General features: G+C 59.4%; 19 protein-coding genes. 8 read left to right on the top strand and 11 right to left on the bottom strand.

Annotated elements, in window-relative coordinates:
• Positions 1 to 238: 238 nt before the first annotated feature.
• The 3 genes from GGD46_RS30730 to GGD46_RS30720 all read right to left on the bottom strand — a co-directional run bounded on the left by GGD46_RS30730 (position 239) and on the right by GGD46_RS30720 (position 4,032).
• Positions 239 to 2,158 carry a beta-N-acetylhexosaminidase gene (locus tag GGD46_RS30730; protein ID WP_184710961.1) on the bottom strand — a complete coding sequence of 640 codons (1,920 nt, stop codon included), beginning with the start codon at positions 2,156 to 2,158 and terminating at the stop codon, positions 239 to 241.
• Between the two features lie 25 nt (positions 2,159 to 2,183).
• Positions 2,184 to 2,960 (bottom strand): SDR family oxidoreductase, encoded by a 777-nt coding sequence (locus GGD46_RS30725; protein ID WP_184710959.1) that lies wholly within the window; start codon positions 2,958 to 2,960, stop codon positions 2,184 to 2,186.
• Between the two features lie 208 nt (positions 2,961 to 3,168).
• On the bottom strand, positions 3,169 to 4,032 hold the full coding sequence (locus GGD46_RS30720) for a MurR/RpiR family transcriptional regulator (protein ID WP_184710957.1): 864 nt from the start codon (positions 4,030 to 4,032) through the stop codon (positions 3,169 to 3,171).
• A 280-nt stretch (positions 4,033 to 4,312) separates the two neighbouring features.
• On the opposite strand from GGD46_RS30720, the gene GGD46_RS30715 reads away from it, so the two are divergent.
• The 3 genes from GGD46_RS30715 to GGD46_RS30705 are packed head-to-tail and all read left to right on the top strand — an operon-like array spanning position 4,313 to position 7,390.
• A complete protein-coding gene (locus tag GGD46_RS30715; RefSeq protein ID WP_184710955.1) occupies positions 4,313 to 4,798 on the top strand; it encodes a hypothetical protein in 486 nt (161 codons plus the stop codon).
• Between the two features lie 11 nt (positions 4,799 to 4,809).
• On the top strand, positions 4,810 to 6,285 hold the full coding sequence (locus tag GGD46_RS30710) for a M81 family metallopeptidase (protein WP_184710954.1): 1,476 nt from the start codon (positions 4,810 to 4,812) through the stop codon (positions 6,283 to 6,285).
• Between the two features lies 1 nt (position 6,286).
• The gene (locus tag GGD46_RS30705; protein WP_184710951.1) at positions 6,287 to 7,390 is read left to right on the top strand and encodes a D-TA family PLP-dependent enzyme; all 1,104 of its coding nucleotides are present in this window, start codon (positions 6,287 to 6,289) and stop codon (positions 7,388 to 7,390) included.
• A 174-nt stretch (positions 7,391 to 7,564) separates the two neighbouring features.
• On the opposite strand, the gene GGD46_RS30700 is transcribed toward GGD46_RS30705, so the two are convergent.
• From GGD46_RS30700 to GGD46_RS30675, 6 genes are all read right to left on the bottom strand, one after another.
• Positions 7,565 to 8,698, bottom strand: a complete 1,134-nt coding sequence (locus tag GGD46_RS30700; RefSeq protein WP_184710949.1) for an ABC transporter ATP-binding protein — start codon at positions 8,696 to 8,698, stop codon at positions 7,565 to 7,567.
• An 87-nt stretch (positions 8,699 to 8,785) separates the two neighbouring features.
• Complete coding sequence (locus GGD46_RS30695) at positions 8,786 to 10,015, bottom strand: ABC transporter substrate-binding protein (protein ID WP_184710947.1); 1,230 nt, start codon at positions 10,013 to 10,015, stop codon at positions 8,786 to 8,788.
• Between the two features lie 34 nt (positions 10,016 to 10,049).
• Positions 10,050 to 10,907 carry a carbohydrate ABC transporter permease gene (locus tag GGD46_RS30690; RefSeq protein ID WP_184710945.1) on the bottom strand — a complete coding sequence of 286 codons (858 nt, stop codon included), beginning with the start codon at positions 10,905 to 10,907 and terminating at the stop codon, positions 10,050 to 10,052.
• Positions 10,904 to 11,791 (bottom strand): carbohydrate ABC transporter permease, encoded by an 888-nt coding sequence (locus GGD46_RS30685; RefSeq protein WP_184710943.1) that lies wholly within the window; start codon positions 11,789 to 11,791, stop codon positions 10,904 to 10,906. Before GGD46_RS30685 ends, GGD46_RS30690 begins: the two co-directional genes overlap by 4 nt.
• Positions 11,792 to 11,804: 13 nt before the next feature.
• Positions 11,805 to 12,962, bottom strand: coding sequence for a Gfo/Idh/MocA family protein (locus GGD46_RS30680; RefSeq protein ID WP_184710941.1), 1,158 nt, complete (start codon positions 12,960 to 12,962; stop codon positions 11,805 to 11,807).
• Positions 12,963 to 13,161: 199 nt separating this feature from the next.
• Positions 13,162 to 13,494, bottom strand: coding sequence for a hypothetical protein (locus GGD46_RS30675; protein ID WP_184710939.1), 333 nt, complete (start codon positions 13,492 to 13,494; stop codon positions 13,162 to 13,164).
• A gap of 356 nt (positions 13,495 to 13,850) precedes the next feature.
• Between GGD46_RS30675 and GGD46_RS30670 the strand changes: the two genes are divergently transcribed.
• Positions 13,851 to 14,588, top strand: a complete 738-nt coding sequence (locus tag GGD46_RS30670; RefSeq protein WP_210325775.1) for a glycosyltransferase family 25 protein — start codon at positions 13,851 to 13,853, stop codon at positions 14,586 to 14,588.
• Positions 14,589 to 14,708: 120 nt separating this feature from the next.
• Here the strand turns inward: GGD46_RS30670 and GGD46_RS30665 are convergent, their stop codons facing one another.
• Together GGD46_RS30665 and GGD46_RS30660 are read right to left on the bottom strand one after the other, a co-directional pair.
• Entirely contained in the window at positions 14,709 to 16,691 is a 1,983-nt protein-coding gene (locus tag GGD46_RS30665; protein WP_184710937.1) for a polysaccharide biosynthesis protein, read from the bottom strand.
• A gap of 213 nt (positions 16,692 to 16,904) precedes the next feature.
• Positions 16,905 to 18,578, bottom strand: a complete 1,674-nt coding sequence (locus GGD46_RS30660) for a GumC family protein (protein WP_184710935.1) — start codon at positions 18,576 to 18,578, stop codon at positions 16,905 to 16,907.
• Between the two features lie 188 nt (positions 18,579 to 18,766).
• On the opposite strand from GGD46_RS30660, the gene GGD46_RS30655 reads away from it, so the two are divergent.
• From GGD46_RS30655 to GGD46_RS30640, 4 genes are all read left to right on the top strand, one after another.
• Positions 18,767 to 19,846 carry a glycoside hydrolase family 5 protein gene (locus GGD46_RS30655; RefSeq protein WP_184710933.1) on the top strand — a complete coding sequence of 360 codons (1,080 nt, stop codon included), beginning with the start codon at positions 18,767 to 18,769 and terminating at the stop codon, positions 19,844 to 19,846.
• A gap of 121 nt (positions 19,847 to 19,967) precedes the next feature.
• Positions 19,968 to 21,212 (top strand): hypothetical protein, encoded by a 1,245-nt coding sequence (locus GGD46_RS30650; RefSeq protein ID WP_184710931.1) that lies wholly within the window; start codon positions 19,968 to 19,970, stop codon positions 21,210 to 21,212.
• Positions 21,213 to 21,249: 37 nt separating this feature from the next.
• Positions 21,250 to 22,275, top strand: a complete 1,026-nt coding sequence (locus GGD46_RS30645; protein ID WP_184710929.1) for an acyltransferase — start codon at positions 21,250 to 21,252, stop codon at positions 22,273 to 22,275.
• Between the two features lie 190 nt (positions 22,276 to 22,465).
• The coding region (locus tag GGD46_RS30640; protein ID WP_409527725.1) for an ACT domain-containing protein at positions 22,466 to 22,869 on the top strand (404 nt) is incomplete at its 3' end.

The following is a 22,869-nucleotide window of genomic DNA, read 5'->3' as shown; positions in this document are numbered from 1 at the left end:
TTCCTGGGTCGAAAATGTTTCGTCGGGATTTTACTGAGGCGTTCAAGGCAACTGAGCGGGCGATCGGTGTGATCAAGCCGACGGACGCGTGGCATGGCCTAACCGCTTTTCTGCCGTTCATCGCGGATAGGAAAAGGCCGCCGAGATTTCCCTCGGCGGCCTGCAGGCAATCCAGAATACGAGAGCTAGCCGCCTGTCAGCTGCACTGCTGTCGCGGGCCACGCAAATTCGGCCGAAGTTACAGCTTCGGGCTCAGCGGGACGATGGCGGCAAAGCGCAGCCAATCCTTCTGTGCCTTCGGCGTCCAGGCAGCCTCGGCAATGGCCGGCAGGCGCGGGAAGACCAGCCGGTTGAAATAATCGCGCGAGGTGTAGTTCTCCTGCCAGATGCACGCCTGCACGCCCTTCATCAGATGCCTCAGCTCTTCCGGGAAATCGCCCTCCGCCTCGTAGGCATAGGTATGGGCGGGCGGCACGGTGCCGGCCCAGCTCGCGCCCGGCTCCTGCCAGGCATCGGCCTGTACCATGTCGAGATAATAGGCCTGGCCGGGCGTCATGACGACCTCATAGCCCTCGCGTGCCAGCTCGATGCCCACCTCGGGCTTTTCCCAGGCCATTAGCAAGGTGCTTTCCGGATCGACGCCGCCGCCATGGGCGACTTCGTTCCAGCCGGCGAGCTTGCGGCCGCGCTTGCTGAGCATCGCCTTGATCCGCCTGAGGAAATAGGACTGCAGAGCGAAGGTGCCCGAAATGCCTTCCTTCTCCATGAGCTTGCGCGCCAACGGCGAAGCCAGCCACGAACCATTGGCGACCTCATCCCCGCCGATATGGAGATATTGCGAGGGGAAAAGTTCGACCATTTCGTCGAAGACCTTGGCCAGGAATTCGTAGGTCGACTCGATGGCCGGGTTAAGCGCGTTGTTAGGATAGCCCTGGACGGAATGATAGCTTTCCGGCGCTTCCTGCCCGTCCGCCAGATCAGGCAGAGCGACAAGGGTCGCGGTGCTATGGCCTGGGATATCGATCTCCGGCACGACCTCGATGCCGAGCGCGGACGCATGGGCGACGATCTCGCGGACATCATCCTGCGAATAGAAACCGCCGACAGGCTCGGCGCCGTTGCCAAGCTGCGGCAACAACGGCTCGTCCGGTCCGCGCAGGACACCCAAGGTCGTCAGCTGCGGATAGGCGCGGATTTCCAGGCGCCACGCCTCATCGTCCGTCAGGTGCCAATGGAAGATGTTGAGCTTCAGCCAGGCGAGAATATCGAGCAGGCGCAGCACATCGGCCTTCGGCACGAATTGCCTGGAGACATCAAGATGGCAGCCGCGCCAGCTGTAACGCGGCTGATCGGCGATGCTGCCCGAAGCCGGGAAACGGAACTTGCCGGGCTCACGCCGTGCGCCGTCCAGAAGCTGCGCCAGCGTCGTCAGGCCATAGAGACGGCCGGCATCATCAGAGAAAGCCAGCGTGATCTCATCCGCCCCGAAGGACAGCTCATAGGCCTCCGCAGCGAGTGCCGACCGCTCAACAAAGCGCAGCGCCTTGCCCTGTGGCACAGCGACAAGGCTGAAGGGAATGTGGCTGGTGGGAAACAGCCGGCGGAAGTGCGCCTGTGCGGTCGCAAGCGCCTTTACGCTCGCAGCATCGGTTCCTTTGGCCGGATAGAGCGCGACGGGGAAGCCTTCGCCCGGCTTGAGATCGATGGATGCCGGCCAAGGCTGAATGGCAAAGGGAAGCTCCAGCCTGCCTTCCGGCAACAGCACCGGTGGTGGCTCGCTGGCGCGACCGTCGAGCAGCAGATCCGACGTGAACACATTGATATGTCTCCCGTCTTCAAGCGTAATATAGGCGGACTTGGCTCCGTCCGTGCAATGCTTGGCAACGCGGTGCAGGCTGGACACCGTAAACGTCCAGCTCTCTCCGGGAGCCAGGGAAAGACCGGCCGGCGGCGCGAATTCATGAAAATTGGCGTTGCGGCGCACGAAGACCGCATTCTCGCAGACCTTCGGGTCGATGAAACGCGTCAAGGTCGTATAGGCGAGGCGAAAATTCGAAAGCGGCGCGCCTGAGAAATTGAAAAGCGTCAAGGTCAACCGACCATGCTTTCCGCCCTCGGGAGACCAGGTGTTTTCGAGATGATAGGCAGCGGACTGCATCAAGATTCCCCTTTGGCGGCGGGCATCAATAGTGATCAGACTGCGTGAAGGTGTGCGCAAGCTCAGCTTGCCCCGCCGTCAGGCCGCAATCGACCGGCAGACACACACCCGTAATGGCCGAAGCAAGCGGGCTTGCGAGAAAGGAAACGGCATTGGCGACATCGACGGGATCTACGACGCGGCGCAGCGCATACCAGCGCTTCGCTTCCTCGAAGACATTCGGATTGGCGGCCGCCCGCGCTTCCCAAGCCTGGGTCCGCACGGTGCCCGGTGCAACCGCATTCGAGCGGATGCCGAACTTGCCGTATTCCACGGCGACGAGCTTGGTGAAATGCAGGAGGCCGGCCTTGGCGGCGCTGTAAGCGGGATGACCGAAAACGGCCATGCCGTTGACGGAGGCGATATTGATCACCGAACCCTTCGACGCCTTCAACATATCCTCGACGGCGCGGAAGCAGAGAAATGCGGCCTCGAGATTGAGGGCGCTGTCGGCACGCCAGATCTCCGGCGTCGTATCATGCAGGCTAACCGCGCGGGCTGCACCCGCATTGTTAACCAGCGTTTTCACCGTGCCCAGGGCCGACGCCGCCTTCGCCATTGCGGCCGTGTCAATCTCGCTCGTGATATCCGCCTTGAAGACGACGAAACGTCCGGCCGGCCCCAGCGCCTGCGCCGCCTTCTGCGCGGCGGCTTCGTCGACATCAACGAGCAGGATGACATCATGGTCATCGGCCAGACGCTTCGCGATGGCGCGGCCGATATCGCCTGCGGCCCCGGTCACGATGGCAACGGATTTACTCATATGGCTTTCCTCTTATCAAGTTCCCGAGCGGCGGGCATCCGCCGCCGTCTCTCGTTGTTTTCGACGCACCTGCGGGCGGAAGCCGCGACGCAGTATTCCTGGTTCGCATTGAAGCGGTTCAGCTCCTCACGGACATCTGAACCGCTCCAACTTGTTGTTTCATGCAATTCCGCACGCAAAGACGCCGCGCACTTCGGTGGGAATTGCTCTAGTCCCCGAGAAGCTGACGGTCGTCGCCGTCGCGATGGGTGACGAGCTGCTGCTTGATACGGCGCAATGTCGCCGTCGCTTGCGGCCGGAGACGATAGGCGACGAGGCTGGCGAGAATATCCAGCACGGCAAGATAGGCGATGCGGGTCGATGTCGGCCTGTAGATATTGTCGCCTTCGGGCAGATCGATCGGCACGGTGACATCGGCGACATCGGCCACAGGGCTTCCACTCTGCGTGAGCGCGATGGTCGGCACCTTGGCCTCGCGCGCCAGCGTGAAGGCGCGCACCAGTTCGGTATTGCGGCCGGAGAAAGACGAACCGATCAACAGATCCGTCGGCTTGGCCGCCGCGGCCATCATCAGCTGCATGCTATGATCGGAGCTCGAGGTAATACGCAAGCCCAACCGGAACAGGCGGTTCTGCATCTCGCTGGCGATCATCGACGAGTTGCCGCCGGAGCCGAAGGCATAAATCATCTCCGCACCGGCAATCCGGTTTGCCGCCGCCTCGATCGCCACCACGTCAAGCCCGCGATGCAACAGAAAGAGCGCATTCTGCGCCTTGGTAATAATGTCCTGGGCGACATCGGCGGGCGCAATGCTCTTGGGCTCGGGCTTGAGATAACGCATGCCGACATAGGCTGTGCGGGCCAGCTGCACCTTGAAATCGGAGAAGCTTTCGCAGCCGAGGCGACGGCAGAAGCGCGTCACCGTCGGCGGCGAGACATCGGCTTTGCCGGCCAGCTCGATGATGGAAGCGTTAACGGCGAATTCGAAGTCGTTGAGGACAATGTCGGCGATGCGGATTTCCGATTGCGAAAGCCGACCCCTCTCGTCCTGCATGGTCGTGAAGATATCCATCAGCTTCCCCTTTATTCTGTCGCTGGGCTCTAAACGTCCGATACTTAATAAGCGATGCAAACCATCTCAATCTCGCAATTCGTCATCGATGCCGGTCTACGAGTGTGCGAGGGGGCGCGGCTTGCCGTTTACGCCCATCTGACGGGAGCCATATGCATGACGATCATCATATGATTCCTGCAAATTATTTTCTTGATACGTTGACAAATGACCATAGAAAGCAGAATTTGACTAGCGAAAATCGAAAATCATGAAAAGAATTTAAATGGCGGCGGATACAATGCGTGATCCTTTCAAGAATCCCTTCCCTGTCAGCGATGCTGCCAGGCATGCGATCTGGGAGATGCTCGTCCCGCGTGATATCGATGCCTTTTTGGCCGCCGACTGGTCGATGGTAGCGGGCGATTTCGTTGAAGAAGGCTTCATCGGCATCGACGGCAAGCGCGAAATCAGCCCCGACAAGTGGCGCCTCGCCTTCCCCACGCTCGTTGCTTATCGTGACGAATGGCTGCGGCAGGCACGCGACTTCGCGACGCAGTCCTTCGCTGAGGATACGCGCACGGCCATTTTCACCACCACGACGCTCGAAGACATCGAGATCGAAGGCGATATGGCCCTGGTTCGCAAGAAATTCGATGGCAGCCTGAAGAAGTCGGACGGCAGCATCGACATCATGAAATGGCAGACGCTCTATTATTGCCGCCTGCACCAGGGACAGTGGAAGATCAGCGGCTTCACCGGTTACCTGCCGAACCCCATGGAATAGAGGCGACAGCATTGCGCATTTTCACCGCGGCTCTAGCGACCGAAACGAACACCTTCTCCCCCATCTGCATCGACCGGCGCGCATTCGAGGCATCTCTCTATGCGCCGCCGGGCATGCACCCGGAAACGCCGACGCTGTGTTCCGCCCCGATCACTGTGGGCCGTCAGATCGCCGTGCAGAAGGGCTGGGAAGTGATCGAAGGCACCGCCACCTGGGCGGATCCGGCAGGTCTGGTAAACCGCCGGGCCTATGAAGAGCTGCGGGACGAAATCCTCGACCAGTTGCGGGCGGCGATGCCGGTCGATGCCGTCGTGCTCGGATTGCATGGCGCCATGGTCGCCGATGGCTACGAAGACACCGAGGGTGATTTCCTGTCGCACGTCCGCGAAATCGTCGGGCCGGACATTCTCGTCTGCGCCGAGCTTGATCCGCACAGTCACCTGACGGCAAAGCGCCTCGCCGCCGCGAACTTCTTCGTCTATTTCAAAGAATTCCCGCACACCGATTTCGTCGATCGCGCCGAAGATCTCTGGCGGCTCGCCATCGATACGCTCGAGGGCCGGATCAAGCCGGTCATGTCGGTCTTCGACTGCCGCATGATCGATGTCTTCCCGACTTCGCGCGAGCCGATGCGCTCCTTCGTCGACAAGATCATGGCGATGGAAAAGAGCGATGCCGACATTCTCTCCATCTCCGTCATTCACGGCTTCATGGCCGGCGATGTTCCCGAAATGGGCACCAAGCTGCTGGTCGTGACCGATAATAAGCCGGATAAGGGTTCAGCGATCGCGCGCGAGCTAGGGCTGGAACTGTTCTCCAAACGCGGCACCTTCATCATGCCGCAAATCGACGAGAAGCAGGCCGTCAGCCAAGCCATGGCGGCGAAGGCAGGCCCGGTCGTTATCGCCGATGTCTGGGACAATCCGGGCGGCGGCACGGCCGGCGACGCAACCGTCATCCTGAAGGAGTTGCTCGACCGCGGCGCTACCGACACGGCGATCGGCACGATCTGGGACCCTATGGCCGTGCAGATCTGCATGGCGGCTGGCGAAGGTGCGGAAATTCCGCTGCGCTTCGGAGCGAAATCGGCACCGGGCACGGGCAACCCCATCGACGGCCACGTCAGGATCGTGCGCCTCGTCAGCAATGCCGAGATGCGTTTCGGCGAGAGCTTTGCGCCATTCGGCGATGCTGCGCATATCCAGCTCGACGGCATCGACATCATCCTGAATTCGACGCGCGCACAGAGCTTCGACCCGAGCCTTTTCTCCGTCATGGGCATCGATCCGACGGCCAAGAAGATCTTGGTCATCAAATCGACCAACCACTTCTATGCATCTTTCTCGAAGATTGCTGCGGAAATCCTTTACTGCTCGGCCGGGACGCCCTATCCAAACAATCCAGCTCGTACCCCCTATCGCCGTGCGCGGAAAGACATCTGGCCCATGGTGGCCGATCCCCATGCGGCAGCACAGAAAGACGCCTGATATGGCACACGATATCGCCTCCGAAGTCAGCCCTAAGGCCGGCGACCGGATTGAAGAGCTTTCCACGCCACGCCCCATCATCGACGAAGATCGGCTGGCCGGGAATATCACCCGCGTCCAATCCTATATGGATCAGCATGGACTGAATTTCCGTCCGCATATCAAGACGCACAAGATCCCCGCGCTGGCGCGCGCCCAGGTCGCCGCCGGTGCCAAGGGTATCAATTGCCAGAAGGTCACAGAGGCGGAGGCCTTCGCCGATGCCGGTTTTGAAGACATCCTGATCACCTTCAATATTCTCGGTGCCGAGAAGCTCGTTCGCCTCGCGGCCTTGAACGACCGCATTTCCGGCCTGAAGGTCGTTGCAGACAGCACCGTCACTGTCGATGGGCTTTCCGCCTGGTTTGCCGAACGCAAGCCACTGACGGTACTGGTGGAATGTGATACCGGCGGTGCCCGCTGCGGCGTGCAGACGCCGGAACAGGCAGCCGGTCTCGGCAAGCATATCGCCGGCAAGCCAGGCCTCGTCTTTGGCGGCCTGATGAGTTATCCGAAACCGAGCAATGCCGCGGCAACACAGGCCTTCCTGGCCGAGTCCGTCGCGCTTCTGAAGAAGGAAGGTATCGACTGCCCGATCGTCAGCAACGGCGGCACGCCGAGCCTGTTTGAGGCGCATCTCGTGCCGGCTGCCACGGAACACCGTGCAGGCACCTATATCTATAACGACCGATCCATGGTTCGCGCCGGTCATTGCCGCGAGGAGGATTGCGCCATGCACATCCTCGCGACCGTCGTGTCGCGACCGACCGAAGACCGCGCCGTGATCGATGCCGGCTCGAAGGCGCTGACTTCGGACCTACTCGGTTTTGCCGATTACGGCCATGTGGTGGAATATCCGGAAGCCGTCATCAAGGGCCTTTCCGAAGAGCACGGCGTGATCGATCTGACGAACTGCAAGGGCGCCCGCCCTCAGATCGGCGACAAGATCCGCATCATTCCCAACCACACCTGCGTGGTTTCCAATCTGTTCGACCAGATGGTGTTCCACCGCGACGGCGTTGTGACGCGCGTCGAGGACGTGGCTGCACGCGGCCTCGTCTGGTAGGCAGAAATATCCTGCTTCAAAGAAAACGGCGGCCTCAGGCCGCCGTTTTCGTTTGTCTCATGGTCCCATCCTCCGCTTGGCCCTGAGCCAGCCAATAACAGGACCCGCTAGAGCAAGTCAGCACTTCCTGGAAGTGCTGACCTGGTGGCCGTCGGCTCGACGCAATTCGAACGGCTAAGACGCAGAGGAACTCAGAATATCCATGTCGATCTCGGTCAGTTCGACACGGCGCTCGAAAGCCTGGCCGCTTTCATCGAAGAGGTGGCAGTCGCCAATACGCATGCCGGTCCTCAGCGGCGCATCCAGGCGGATGGCGGCGCTGCCGGACAGCGTGGCGCAGAAGTTCTCGTCAATGCCCTCTGCGGACGCGTAGGCAACCGTCTGCGCACCGAGATGCTCGACCACTGTCGGCACGACGGTCAATGTCAGGTCGCCATCGCCGAGCAGGATATGCTCGGGACGAATGCCCAGCGTCAGCTGCTTGCCGACGGCTCCCTCGCGCGGCTTGACCGGCAGAACGGCCTTCTGCCCTTTATAGTCTATCTCGACACCCGCTTCGCTGACATTGGTGCAGGTCACGGACAGGAAATTCATCTTGGGATTGCCGATGAAGCGGGCGACAAACGTATTTGCCGGCTTGTGATAAAGCTCCAGCGGCGCACCGACCTGCGATATCTCGCCGGCATTGAGGACGACGATCCGGTCAGCCATGGTCATGGCTTCAACCTGATCGTGGGTTACGTAAATCATCGTCGCCTGCAGCTGGTGATGCAGCTTGGCCAGCTCGATGCGCATGTCGGCGCGCAAGGCGGCATCGAGGTTCGACAAGGGCTCGTCGAACAGGAAGATCTTGGGTTCGCGCACGATCGCGCGGCCGATGGCTACGCGCTGGCGCTGGCCGCCGGAAAGCTGGCCCGGCTTCTGATGCAGACGCTGATCGAGATGCAAGATGCGGGCGGCATGCTCGACCTTGGCCTTGAGCTTGTCTTCCGGCATCCTCTCGACCCGCAAGGGGAAGGCGATGTTCTCGAACACCGACATATGCGGATAGAGGGCATAGGACTGGAAGACCATGGCGATGCCGCGCTTGACGGGCGGCAGGTCGTTTACTCGGGCGCCATCGATCATGATGTCGCCGCTGGTCACCTCGTCGAGGCCGGCGATCATGCGCAGCAAGGTCGACTTGCCGCAGCCGGACGGACCGACGAAGACGATGAACTCACCGTCCGTTACGTCGAGCTCAACGCCCTTGATGACCTCGAAATGACCGTAGAATTTCTTGACCTGATGAAGGTGCAGCTTTCCCAAACTCTGTCTCCGCGCGGCGCCGCTACTAGGCGGGCAGGGCTCGAAAGGCCGCGCGCAATGCGCGCGGCCCGGTTACTTGCAGGCTTCTTACTTATACTGCTCGAGATCGGCAGTTGCCTTTTTCAGGGCATCCGCAGGCTGGGCCTTGCCGGTAACGACCGACTGGACCATCTCGATCATGACGTTCTGGAAGCCCTTGTAGTCCTTGAAGAGCGGCTCGGGACCACCGTAGGCGATGCCATCGATGAACGGCTTCCAGGAAGCGTCCTTCTTGACGAACTCGTCTACCTTCGCCGACGGACGCAGAGGCGTAAGGCCGGCGCCGCCCTGCAGTTCGTACTCGCCCTGCGGGCCGGGCGACGTGATGAACTTGGCAAACTCGGCTGCTTTGTCCTCGACGCCAGAACCCTTGAAGACAGCAAGACTGTCGGTGATGAGCAGCGTGCCCTGGCCCTTGGCGGAAGGGCCGAGCGGCAGCGGTGCCACACCCCAGTTGATCTTCGTTTCCTTCAAGCGAGCGGCAGCACCGGAGCCGGCCTGGATCATGCCGACCTTGCCATCGAGGAAGATGGCGCGCATTTCGTTCTGCTCGTAAGCCGTCGGACCTTCGACCGAGTAAGGTGTGATGTCCTTGTAGGCCTGGAGGGCTGCCAGCACTTCGGGGCTATTGAGGACGATCTTGTCGCCATCGATGACCTTGCCGTTGTTGGTGTAAACCCAATGCAGGAACTGGTGCATGGTGTTGTCGAAGGTCTTGGCCGACAGGCCGTAGCCCGGAATGCCGGTCTTTTCCTTGATCGCCTTGGCGTCGGCGATTTCCTCGGCCCAGGTTGTCGGCGCCTTCTCGGGGTCTAGACCGGCCTTCTTGAACAGATCCTTGTTCCAGTAGAGCGCCTTTGTCGAGAAGGCGATAGGCGTGCCCCACTGCTTTCCATCGAAGGTTACCGTACCGACGATGCCCGGATAATAAGCCTTCTTCTCGTCGTCCGTCATCGGGATCGGAACGATCAAATCGTTGTCAGCGAACTGCTTGAGCGTACGCGAGCCAACATAGGCCAGGCCGACCGGCGTGCCGGCAGCAGCCAGCGTCGTTGCCTTGTCCTGGCACTGTTCCCAGCCGACGACTTCAGGCTTGACGGCCCAGCCCGGATTCTTCTCTTCCCACTGCTTGATGTATTTCACATGGATCGGGTCGATGCTGTCGCCGCAATAGATCCAGCTGATCTCCTTGTCAGCCGCGTGGGCGGTCACAGCGCCAAGCGCCGTGGAGCCGAGCAAAGCAAGGGCGAGAAGCCCCGTTTTGAAATGGAATGTCACGTTTAAGCTCCCGTTCTCTGGTTTTAGATTGGTTTTATTGCTTCACCGCGCCAGCGGTCAGACCGCTGACGAGATACCGTTGCAGGAAGAAGATCACGACCAGTGCCGGCGCGATACCGACGAAGCTTGCGGCCATGAGTTCGTTCCAGACGACCTCCTGCCGGCCGAAATAGGCAAAGAGCCCAACCGGCAGCGGCATGTATTCCGTTTTCGAATTGAAGGTAAGCGCATAGATGAACTGCTGCGCATAAGAACCGATGAAAGTGGTAATGGCGACGACGGTGATGCCTGGCATCGCGATCGGCAGGATGACGCGTCGCAGCGTATAGAAATGGCTGGCGCCATCGACAAAGGCCGCTTCGTCAAGCTCCTTCGGAATTCGTATCATATAGGTGCGCAGCAACCAGATTCCCGAGGGAATGAGGAACGCGACACCCGGTACGATCATGGCGAAATAGGTGTTCAGCAGGCCGAAGGAGCGCATGAGCCGAAACAGCGGGATCAGCAGCACGGCGCCGGAGAACATGTTGACCGCCAGGAAGGCACCGAGCAGCAGGCCGGCACCTCTGAACTCGAAACGCGCGAAGGCATAGGCCGCCGGCACGACGAGGATCAGCACGATAATAGTGCTCACACCGGAAATCAGGAACGAGTTGAAGATATACCAGCCGAAGCCGGGCACGCTGGTCCACATGGTGCGATAGGCTGCAAACGAGCCGTTCTCGGGAATGAAGCGGTAAGGCGACGAGAAGAGCTGGCTGAGCGGCTTCAGCGAGACCAGAAACCCTTCGGCGAAGGGCGCCAGCACGAAAGTCAGGAACAGCAGGATCCCGGCATAAATGCCGATGAGCTCGTACCACTTGTAGCGATGGATCATCGAAGACTTGCTCATCGCTGTTTCGCTCCCGTTGAAAAGCGGCTGGTGAGGCGGAAATAGGCAAGGCAGAAGAGCGACAGGAAGATGCAGATCAGCACCGCACGCGCAGCACCCTCACCATATTTGTAGGATCCGATCGCGGTGCGATAGGTGTCGATGATCATCGTCGTCGTCTCGCCGTTCGGGCCGCCGCGGGTCAGGATCCAGATGATGTCGAAGGAGTTGAAGGTGGCGATCAGCGACAGCATCGACATGGTGACCAGAGACGGCACCAGCAGCGGCAGCGTGATGCGGCGGAAGCGATAGAAGCGACCGGCGCCATCCGTCCAGGCGGCCTCGTAGAGATCATTCGGGATCGCCTGCATGGCGGCCAGCATGTAAAGCGTGACCATCGGCACGCCGATCCAGACGTCGGTGACGATCGTCGCCCAGAAGGCGGTACTGCCATAGGCGAGGAACGCCACCGGACTATCAACGATGCCGAAACGCTGCAGCAGGCCGGAAATCATGCCGAACTGGCCGTTGTACATCCAGCCCCACATGAAGATGCCGATCGCCATGGGTACGACCCAGGGCGGCATGATCAGCACGCGGAAGAGCGACCTGCCGGGAACAGCGGAGTTCATCAGAGTCGCGCCCAGCGTGCCGATGATCATCTTGATCGACACGGAGAAGAACGTCCAGATGAACGTCCGGACGATCACCGAGGCGAAGGTCTCATTGAAGATCTTGGCGTAATTCTCGAAACCAACCCAGTTCGTCGCCTTCTTCAACGACGCGTCGGTGAAGGAAAGGATAATGGTGTCGACTAACGGATAGGCGACGATGACGGCGACATAGAGAAGAGCCGGAAAAAGAAGGAGCCAAGCGAAGATGACTGTGCTGCGTTGAACACCCATCTTACGCCCCTCCCTAGGCTACTTTTGCATAGAGCGCTTCGTCGAATTCGTCCCATATCGGCCGGAGATCGACAACAGTTTTCTTCATGCGTGCCTCGTCTATCGAGAGCGCCAGAATGCCCGCTTCAAGCGCATTCAAGGTGGAGACAGGCAGATGCTGGCCCAATTTAACATGCGAGACGATGTCGGCGGCCATCTGCTCATCGGCGCCGTAGTGCTGCGAAAGCGCGGTGGCCGCGTAGGTATTTCCGATCACCTTCTTGCCGGTGAGCACCTCGTGAACGTTGAAATAGCCGCGAATGAAGTCGCCCTCGGCCATGCCGCGCGAACCCATGATGGCAAAGCGGCGGAACTGGTCCGGCGCGTTCAGATTGGTGTGGAAGTTCATGCCGACGCCGTTGGCATATTCGATGATCGCGACCTGGTAGTCGATGATGTCGCCATCGCTATCGAAGACCTTGTCCGACCCCATCCAGCCACTCGGCTTGCGATGGAAAAGCTCAAGATCATTGATCCCTTCGCGTGCCGGATCGTTTTCCGGAATGAAGCTCTTGCGGCCGCCAAAGCTTGCGACGCGCTCGGGACGAGCACCGACGACGCCATTATATAGGTCGAGGTCGTGGCAGCATTTTTCCAGCAGGAAGCTGCCGGAATAGTGCTGGTAGCGGCGCCAATCCCGCATGAAGAAGGCGCCATGATAGGGCTCGATATGCTCCGCGGCCTCGATCGACACGACGTGACCGAGCTTCCCCTCAGCCTGAGCGACCAGCAGATCACGATACATGGGCGAGTAGCGCAGGACGAGACCGACCATCAGCCGTTCATGACCGTATTTCGCCATTAGACGAGCAAGCTCGATACTGTCCTTGATGGTTGAGACGATCGGCTTTTCGCAGAAAATCTTCAGACCGGCCTCGAGGCCGATGCGGATGTGATCGAGATGCATGTGGTTCGGCGAACCGATCATCAGCAAATCGAGCTTTTCGTTGGCGATCAGCTCTTGAGGAGTAGCATAGGCCTTTCCAGCCGATATCCCCTTCTCGATCAAACCAGGCAAGCCCGCCGGCTCCGGATCAACATATCCGGCAATCTCGAAGCTCTCATCGATCGCCTTGAACACATAGCCCAGATATCCTAGGCGGAACCCTAGCCCAATGATTCCAACTCGCATACTTTTGAGTTCCCATTACGTAATTTATTTTCGTAATCTTGGGGCAAATTTTCGCATTCGTCAACGACGTTCACGCATTTACACGAAAACATGAAATTTATTTTCAGATAGACGCCTAAAAAAGCGCAACTTTCAAATATGAAGCTGCGCTCATTTTGGATGCATTGCCGCTTATTTCAGCAGGCACGCCTGCAGCATCTCACCTGTCGAGGTCGTTGTACTGCCAAAATTGATTGTTCGGCTTCCTGGTGCTGCTGGAAATGACGCCATTCTGCTCGCACACATAGCCCACACGCGGCAATCCACGATAGTAGAAGCCTCCGTGGAACTCATCCGAATACAGGGTGGTCGTGCGGCATTGAAATTTTTCGTCGGCGGCCATCTTGGGCGCGGTCACACCCGGCAAGTTCTTGTAGGGATAGACCGGCGCGACATAGGGCTTGGGAAGAAGCGGGTTGTCAGCCAATGCCGCCACAGGCATCACGGCTGCAAGCAAAAGGGCTGCAACGGCGATTTTCGATTTATTCCACATGACTGCGACGCTCCTTCACCCATGTCTACGCAATGGATGCGCAACACAGCTGAAATATAGTAAGGCCCGTCCGGCACGCCAACTCCCGGGCCAATCGAGAGAAGGTGCCGTCTTACGGATCTATGGACATATTCACACTTCGTTACATCGAATAACGTGCTTTTATCTGCGAATGCAACATTGACGAGAAGTGGCGATTTGCGACAATTCATAGGCATGGTATATAGTAGAAATATCGCAATTTTAGTTGCCGTCGGCGCCAATTCTGTTTGTAGGAGTAACAAGTCATTCTCGAACAGATAGATCGCACCCCTCGCCCGATAGATTCTACGCTTGCTGACGACGATGTTCAGCCCTTGCGTATCTATGTCATCAACCTCGATCGCTCGCGCGATCGCTGGGAGCGCTTGTGCGGTCAGGCTGCGGAACATGATTTGGACATTACCCGAATTCCGGGCATCGATGGCAAAGCCGTCGCCGATCAGGATCGCGTCGATTTTCAGCAGAGGTCTTTCATCTATCATAATGGCCGCAAGCTTCTGCCTGGCGAATACGGCTGTTATCGCAGCCATCTGCTCGCTCTGGAGCAATTCGTTGCCACAGGCGACAGGATGGCCATCATCATGGAAGACGACATCGAACTGAACGAAAGGCTGATCCCGCGAGCGATCGCCGCAATGGATAGTATCGGCGGGACGGGTCTCGTCAAACTCGTCAACCACCGCCTGGTCGGCTTCAAGCAAGTGTGCGAGACGGCAGAGCACGATGTTATCGGCCGCTGCATGCATGGCCCACAGGGGTCGGCGGCCTGCTACATCGTCGACCGCAAGGCAGCCATGAAACTACTGGTGACACTGAAGCCGCTGCTGCTTCCCTACGATGTTGCTCTCGAACGCGGCTGGTCTACCGGCGTCGGAACATTTGCGACGCTGGAAAATCTCGCAGAGTTCAGCCCGTATCGATCCGATACGACGATCGGCAACCGCGCGCATTATCGAGCCGTGAAGCGGCATTTCCTGCTGCGGATGTCGACACACTGGTTCCGCACATGCGACCAGCTGCGCCGTTGGCGTTACGCCGTCGGCAGCCGCTGATAAACAGACATACCGGAAAGACGTCCAATAGACGGATACCGGATGGAAGCGCTTACCGGCTCCCTTCTATTGCTTCCGCTCAATGCGGGTGAAAAGCGCCAGCGATCGACCCGAACGACACTATAGCGGCTCGACGTTGTCGAGATCCGGCCTATCGATGGCAAGGTCCGTTTCGCGTTCGCGATAGACCAGATCCACCACCTCGCTGCTCGGTGCATAACCGGACACAAGCTTTTCCAGCAGGGTTCTCGCAAGAGGTATGTCGTTTTCGTTCAGCGCCGCTTCAAGCGCCGCAAGCCGCTTCGACAGCTCAGGCCACAGCAGGAAGTCCTCCTTGGCCTGCATGATGCGCGGATGGCTCGTCGGCTGCGGATTGTCGCCAATCAGCAATTCCTCGTAGAGCTTCTCGCCCGGCCGCAGCCCGGTGATTTCGAGCTCGATGTCGCCATCCGGCTCGCTCGCGTCCCGCACGGTCAGGCCGGACAATTCCACCATCCGGCGGGCAAGATCGGCAATGCGCACCGGCTCACCCATGTCGAGTAGGAAGACATCGCCGCCTCCGGACATGGCTCCTGCTTGGATGACGAGCTGCGACGCCTCGGGAATCGTCATGAAATAGCGGGTGATCTCGGGATGCGTCAGCGTAATCGGGCCGCCATCGCGGATCTGCTGGCGGAAGAGCGGCACCACGGAACCCGACGAACCAAGCACATTGCCGAAACGGACCATGGCGAAATTCGTGCTGGGCGCACCTGCCTTGCGATCGGCGTCCATGGCCTGCAGCACCATTTCCGCCAGCCGTTTGCTGGCACCCATGATATTGGTCGGTCGCACGGCCTTGTCGGTGCTGATCAAGACAAAATGCTCGACGCCGTGATCACGCGCGGCCTCGGCGGTGATCTGCGTTCCCAACACGTTGTTGCGGATGCCTTCGACCGGGTTGTATTCGACCAGCGGCACATGCTTATAGGCGGCGGCATGGTAGACCGTCTTCGGCCGCCATGCCTCCATGATCTGCCGGATACGTTGATCGTCACGAACGGAAGCGAGGAAGGGGATGATGCGAATATCGGCGTGACCGGCAGCGGCCACCGATTTTTCAAGCTCCCCGTGAATGGCATAGAGTGCGAATTCGCTCTGCTCGACCAGCAACAGCGACGAAGGGCCGTTTTTCAGGATCTGGCGACAAAGTTCGCTGCCGATCGATCCACCTGCGCCGGTCACCATGACCACCTTGCCGTGGATATTCTTCTCGATCAGCGCCCGATCGGGTGCGATAACGTTGCGGCCGAGCAGGTCTTCGATGTCGAGTTCGCGCAGGTCGGAGACGGCGACACGGCCTTGAGCCAGCGCCGTCAAATCCGGCATGGTGCGCACGGTGACGCGCGCCTTGCGCATGTCTTCGAGGATTTCATTGCGGCGTTGCCGCGTGGCGTTCGGCAAGGCTAGCAGCACGCCCTTGATCTCGCCGGACAGCGCGAGTGCCAAGAGGTCCGCCGGGTCGTAAATCGGCAGACCGCCCATGATGCTGCCATGCAGGTTTTGATCGTCGTCGAGATAGCCGACCACATTCAGCTCGGCACTGTTGGCCAGTGCGCCGGCAAGCTGACGACCGGAGGCGCCGGCGCCATAAATCAATACCTTGGCGAGCTGATTGCGGTTGAGAAGCCGCTGATAGGCATTGCCGAGCCAATAGCGCGTCCACATGCGCGACAGGCCGATGGCGATCAGCAGCAGCAAGGGCTGCAGGATGCCGACGGTACGCGGCACGCCCGGCACGCTGATCGCGGTGAAAATTGTCATGAACGCGAGCGCGTAGATTGCCACGGCCTTCACGACGGTCATGAAAGCCGACAAGCCCGCATATCGAAAGATGGCGCGGTAGAGACCCAGCACGATGAAGATGGGGATGGCGACGAGAAGCGAGACGATGGCCGGCAGCCATTCGATGCCTTCTAGAATGACCCAATCGTCAAGGCGCAGACAATAGGCGAACCAGACCGTCAGCACGCAAAGGCTGGCATCGACAAGCAAGGCAAGCGCACGCTTCGTGGAGCGCGGTAATGCCAGAAACGGCAGGACAAGCTTATCCGCGGGCACCATCGGTCAGTTCCCCTTGGCGCCGGTGATCAAAGCGTTACGCTGCATCTCTCGCATAAGTTGTCTCACAATACGCCGTATGACGCACAATGATCGCATCACACATTCATTAGCGGGTCTCAATTCAATCCAGCGCCGCTTTACATGTAGAACAGCCGGCGCACAATTGCATCCTCGTTGTTCAATAAGCCCATGGCGCAGAAAGATGAGAGAGGCTTACTTGCCGAGATAGCTGCGGACGACGGGATGCCTGAAGAGACCAAGGAGAATGGCGAAGGCCATGCCCATCCCTGCGCCGAAGATCGCGCCGGCAATCAGCCCGGCGATCATCATCACCTTTCGGCTTGGTCCATCCGTCGTCAGCGGTGGCTCGGCTTCCGAGATGACGCGGATATTGCTCCGTGACAGATCCTGCGCATCGCTCGTCTGGCCGGACCGCTTCAGGAGAGATTCGTAGAGATCGCGCGCGGCAGCGGCCTTACGTTGCAGTTCGTTGAGGCCGACGAGTTTGCCCGACGTATTGACCTGAGAGGCCTTCTGCACCGTCAGTTCCTTGGCAATGTCCTGCTCGGCCTTCTGCGCCTGCTCGTATTCGGCACGGGCAGAGGCCATCTGCCGCTGCAATTCGTTACGGATTTCCGCCCCCAGGCTTTCCAGCGAGGATTTGGCGGCAAGAAGGCGGGGATGACGGGCACCAAGCTGGCTTTGCAGGCTGCCGACATTGGCGGCAAGCGCCGCATATTGCTGACGCAGGCTGCTCAATGCCGTCGATCCGGCGCTAGCTGCCGGATTGTTGGAAACGACCTCCTCGAAGCTCAACTTGCCGGCGGCGTCGGCGCGTGCCTTAGCCTCGATCATCTTCTGCTGGGCTGTCACCAGCATGTCGTTCAGCGCGGTCAGGCGCTTGTCGGAAATCAGGTTGCCTTCGACGGCGACCATGTCATTGTCAGCGCGATAGGTTTCGACTGCCTTCTCAGCGGCAAGCACCTGCCGGCGCAAATCGTCAAGCCTGCTGTCCAGCGCAGTATTGCTGGTCTTGTAGCTGCTTGCCGCCGCCTTGCTCTCCTCCTCCATGAAGGACGAGACGAGCTGGTTGGCAATCGTCGCCGATTTCTGCGGATCGCGCGTCGTCACCTTCAAAGTCACGACATAGGTGCTCGCCTCGCGGGCGATCTGCGCGGCCTTAGCCAGAACCGCCGTTGCGATGGATTTGGCGGTATCGCCCGTTGCTCCACCGTTGAACTGCGGATCCTGATCCAGTTTCAGAACATCGACCACGTGACCGAGCACCCTGCCCGAGGACAGGATCTGCGTCTGGCTGTCGATCATCGTCAAGATCAGTTCGGGAGCCGTCGGCGCCTGCTGCCCGGAATCGGCGTTACCGGCAGGCCGAGGATCGAAATAAAGGCTGGTTGTGGCGGAAAATTTCTGCGGCACAAGCCGAACGGCACCTGCGCCGAGAACGGCGCCGACGACCGCCAGAGCGAGAACCAGCTTCTTCTTACCCCATATCGCGCGGACCGCACTGCGCAAATCCAGCAAAGGCCCGTCGATGGTCTCTGTCGGCTGAACTTCGGCCGGCGATGCGGGTAGGACAGGCACCTCCATGGCCGGAGCTGCCGTCGGCGCGACGATCGGCTTCGCCACCGGCGGCACGATCGCTTCAGCCTCGAATTCGCGTTTGGCTTGGAGCTTTTCCCGAACAACGGTGGTGCTTGTCGGCGACTCGGCCGGCTGAACATCGGCAACCGGCTCGGCTTCGGCGACGAAGTCTCGCGGACGCAGCACCGGGCTGCGCGGACGAAAGCCCTGACGCGACTCGTCATACGGCTCAATGCCACGCCAACCCGGAAGTTGGTCCGATCGTTTGCTTCGTTCCATTGAGCTCATGTCAGGCTTTCAACGCTCCGCGGGCAAGTTGCACCCGGCAGATGCCGCAAGTTTAGAAATGTTTGGCTAACGGACTGTTAAGGACACTCGCAGGAACTCATCATACGGGCGCGGCACGCGGCTCACATTCATCATTGTTCAAGAGGATGGTCCCTATGAACATGGCTCCTTCAAAGCGGGAGCGTACCATGGCCGGACCGAATTCGAGACTGCTGCGCCGCCTGCTCGCAGTGACGGTGACCGTTGCGTCCCTGCTGCCGGCCGGCAACGGTCTTGCCGCCTCTCAGCTCTGCTATCGCGGCATCAACCTCTCCGGCGCCGAATACGGCGATCGCGATGGCGTGCCCGGCGTCAACTTCACCTATCCTTCGGAAGCGACGGTGCGTTACTTTGCTGCCAGGGGCATGAATACGGTGCGCCTGCCCTTCCGTTGGGAGCGTCTGCAGCCGGTGCTCGGCCAGCCTTTCGACGGGGCGGAACTGCAGCGGCTGAAAGATACCGTCGATCTCATTCAGAAACACGGCATGACCGTCGTGCTGGATCCGCATAATTTCGGCTATTACGACAAGACGCAGCTGACGCAGGCACCGGCGACCGATCTCGCCTTCGGCGACTTCTGGGCACGGCTCGCCATCGAATTCGCCAATCGCAAGGGTATCCTGTTCGGCCTGATGAACGAGCCGCACGATATCAAGGCGCCAGATTGGCTGGAAGCCGCCAATACGGCCATTCGCAGCATCCGGACGGTGGGTGCGCGCAACCTCATCCTCGTCCCCGGCACGAACTGGTCGGGCGCGCATAGCTGGTCCACCGACGTGCTGGGCGGTGGAGCCAACGGCACAGTCATGCTAGGCGTCAAGGATCCCCTTGATTTCTACGCCTTCGAATTCCATCAGTATCTCGACGCGGATAGTTCAGGAACGCATCCGGTCTGCGACGGCAGCGCTTCCGCGCAGAAGGGATTGACCGACGTCACGAGCTGGCTGCGCCAGAACGGCAAGCGCGGCTTTCTTGGCGAATTCGGAGTGCCCGGAACCGAGTCTTGTCTTGATGGCCTGAAAACCGTTTTCGGCATCATGTCCGATAACAGCGACGTCTGGCTCGGCTGGAGCTATTGGGCGGCCGGTGAGTGGTGGCCGCCGCAGGAACCCTTGAACGTCCAACCGCGTGACGGCAAGGACCGGCCGCAGATGAAGGTAATCACCGCCGCGGCCGGCAGGAAGACAGCGCTTGCTCCGAGCTGCGCCGCCGTCAAGCCGGCCGGCTGATCAATCGCGTCTGTCGATGGAAAGCGGACGGATAGCGCTTTGTCGCGAATCATGTGGCTGATATCCTTGCGCCGGCATCGTTATGACGGTCTTGGAAGATCGCCGCAGCCCTGGACAGTAGATGAAGAGCCTCCCCGATAAACAACGCCTCGATTATCCGATCCTGGCAATCACGCTGTTTTCGGTGCTCTACAATTGCATTCTCGCCTACATCAACCACAACGTGATGCAGCTTTCGGTCACGCATGTCGTGCTCTGCGAGGGGCTTATGATGATCTCCAGCGTGGCCTTCATTTTCAAGAAGGGCATCTACGAGGAAGATCTGCCGCTCGTCCTGTTCCTCGTCTTTACGTTGATCGTGACGATCTACATTACCGTTTTCAACCGCCTGACCTTTATCGATCAGTTCCGCAACGTGCTCATCATTTTCGCCTTTGCCGGCATCGGCAGCTGGGCAAGCGAACGCACGGTCAAGCTCATCTTCCGCATCGCCTCCTTCATGGTGCTGCTGTTCCTCGTCTGCGAAGTCGTCAGCACGCCGTTTTACGTCACGCTCTTCCATCCCGCCGAATATTTCGAGAGTACGCGCGGCATCAAGCAGATGAGCTTCAACACGACCGGCCTCTTTGCCAATGCGCTGGGCTTTCAGGGGCGCTTCTCCTTCGGTCTCATCGACCATCGGTCCTCATCGATCTTCCTGGAGCAGGTGTCGCTCGCCAATTTCTGCGGCGTCTCGGTCATTTATCTGCTCTCCTTCTGGCCGAAGCTCGGCAAGATCGACAAGGCGCTGTGCATCTCGACAGTGCTGCTGATCCTGCTCACCAACGACACCCGTACCATGCTGATCTTTTCCTTTGTCAGCATCGCCGGCTATTTTCTGTTTCCCAAAATTCCGAAGGCGTTCAATCTCATCCTGATGCCGCTCATCATCCTCATCGGCTTCTTCGTGCATTTCATGAAGCCGGATGAGGTCGGCGACAATTTCACCGGGCGTATCGGCGTTACCGTCAAGAAGATGCTCGATCTCGACATCCAGTCCATGCTCGGCCTGTCGATCTCGCGCATCAGTGAATTCGCCGACAGCGGCTACGTCTACCTCATATACGGCTCAACGATCTTCGGTCTGATCGTTTTCTGGCTCTTCGTATGCCTCTATCCTGCCGGAACATCGCCGGCGCAGAGACGCTGCGCCCATTCACTCTCTCTTTTCATTTTTCTGAATATGATGATTGGCGGCACGGCGATCTTTTCCATCAAGATTGCCGGGTTGCTCTGGCTGCTCGTCGGTTACATGCGCGTTTCGGAAAATCCGCGCACCGTTCGCGTGCGGTCGGAAAATCTAAATGGAAGTCGAGTGCCGGGCTGAGCGTATTTGCGTCGGTCGCGGCCGCGTGAGGATCGGGATGCTTGTCCAGCTGCAGTATCTGCGCGCCATCGCTGCGCTGATGGTCGTCTATTTTCATTCGGTGCTGCAGGTGCCGAAGGTCGATCCCGGCTTCCAGACGGTCTTCCATCTCTTTGGCGAGACCGGCGTCGACATTTTCTTTGTGCTTAGCGGCTTCGTGATGTGGCTGACGACGGCAGGGCGCGAGATACGCCCGCTGGATTTCTACCGGCGCCGTATCCAGCGCATCGTGCCGCTCTACTGGCTGGCGACCCTATTTGCCGCCTTTGTCGCACTGGTAGCTCCGACGCTGCTGAAATCGACGGTGTTCGAGTTTCCGCATGTCATCGCCTCGCTGTTCTTCCTTCCATGGAAAAATCCGGCCGATCCGACGCTGACTGTGCCGGTGGTCGTGCCGGGCTGGACGCTGAATTACGAAATGTTCTTCTATTTCGTGTTCGGCCTGCTGCTGCTCGTGCGCGAAAAATGGCGCCTGGCCGCGCTCTTCGTCGCGATGACGGCCATCATCGTCTTCTGCCGGATACTGCCCGGCGATCTGACCGCCGCCAAATTCTATGGCGATCCGATCATCTATGAATTCCTGGCGGGCGTGCTGCTTGCCAAGCTCTATCTCGACAAGGTCCTGCTGCCGCAGACGGTCGCCTGGCCGGCGCTCGTCATGGGGTTCTCGTTCCTGCTGATCAACGAGACGCTGTGCGAAGCCAGCACGCGCTCCTACATGTGGGGCATTCCGGCCATCGTCATCGTCTATTCGGCCGTGTCGATAGACTTTTCAAAGCTGCCGGTGATCGGCTCGCTTAACTATCTCGGCGATGCCTCCTACAGCATCTACATCACGCATGCTTTCACGCTCGCCATACTGCGCGTCGTCTGCGTACACCTGAATATCGACATTCTGGCCAATGCCCCGATCTTCGTCAGCTGCTGCATCCTCTTCTCTGCGCTCGGCGGCGCCATCGTCCATGAGCTGACGACACCCAGCCGCTGGCGGAAGTGGAAACGGAAGCGCGCGGTCGCCGCGTGATCGTTTTACCGCCAAATTCAGCCCGTCTTCTCTCAAGACGACGGGGATACGCGGCTTAAGGGCGCAATGGGAACGGAATTTTCCACCGCCTGTCCTAAGCTTTGTCCCATGTTCGGATCGGGAGCTTTTCCCTGCCGGTTGATTGCGCTAAGCGAGCGGCAGCAATGAGCCGCTTAATGAGGTTAGAGATATGAAGAGCTTTGTACTGACAGTGGCGTGCAAGTCGACGCGCGGGATCGTGGCGGCGATATCGAACTATCTCGCCGAGCAGGGTTGCAACATCGTCGATTCCAGCCAGTTCGACGATCTCGATACCGGCATGTTCTTCATGCGCGTCTCCTTCATCTCAGAGGAGGGTGTCGGCGAGGCGGCGCTGGTCGAGGGCTTCAAGCCGATCTCGGACAAGTTCGCCATGGTCGCCGAATTCCATGACAGCAAGAAGCGCATGAAGGTGCTCTTGATGGTGTCGCGCTTCGGCCACTGCCTGAACGACCTGCTTTATCGCTGGAAGATCGGCGCCCTGCCGATCGACATCGTCGGCGTCGTCTCCAACCATTTCGATTACCAGAAGGTCGTGGTCAATCACGACATCCC

Origin of the sequence: Martinezella lusitana, from assembly GCF_014207095.1 — a bacterium.
GTDB classification, from domain to species: Bacteria; Pseudomonadota; Alphaproteobacteria; order Rhizobiales; family Rhizobiaceae; genus Rhizobium; species Rhizobium lusitanum_B.
The sequence above is the reverse complement of the archived record's forward strand: the minus strand, read 5'-3'. Positions and strand labels throughout refer to the sequence as shown.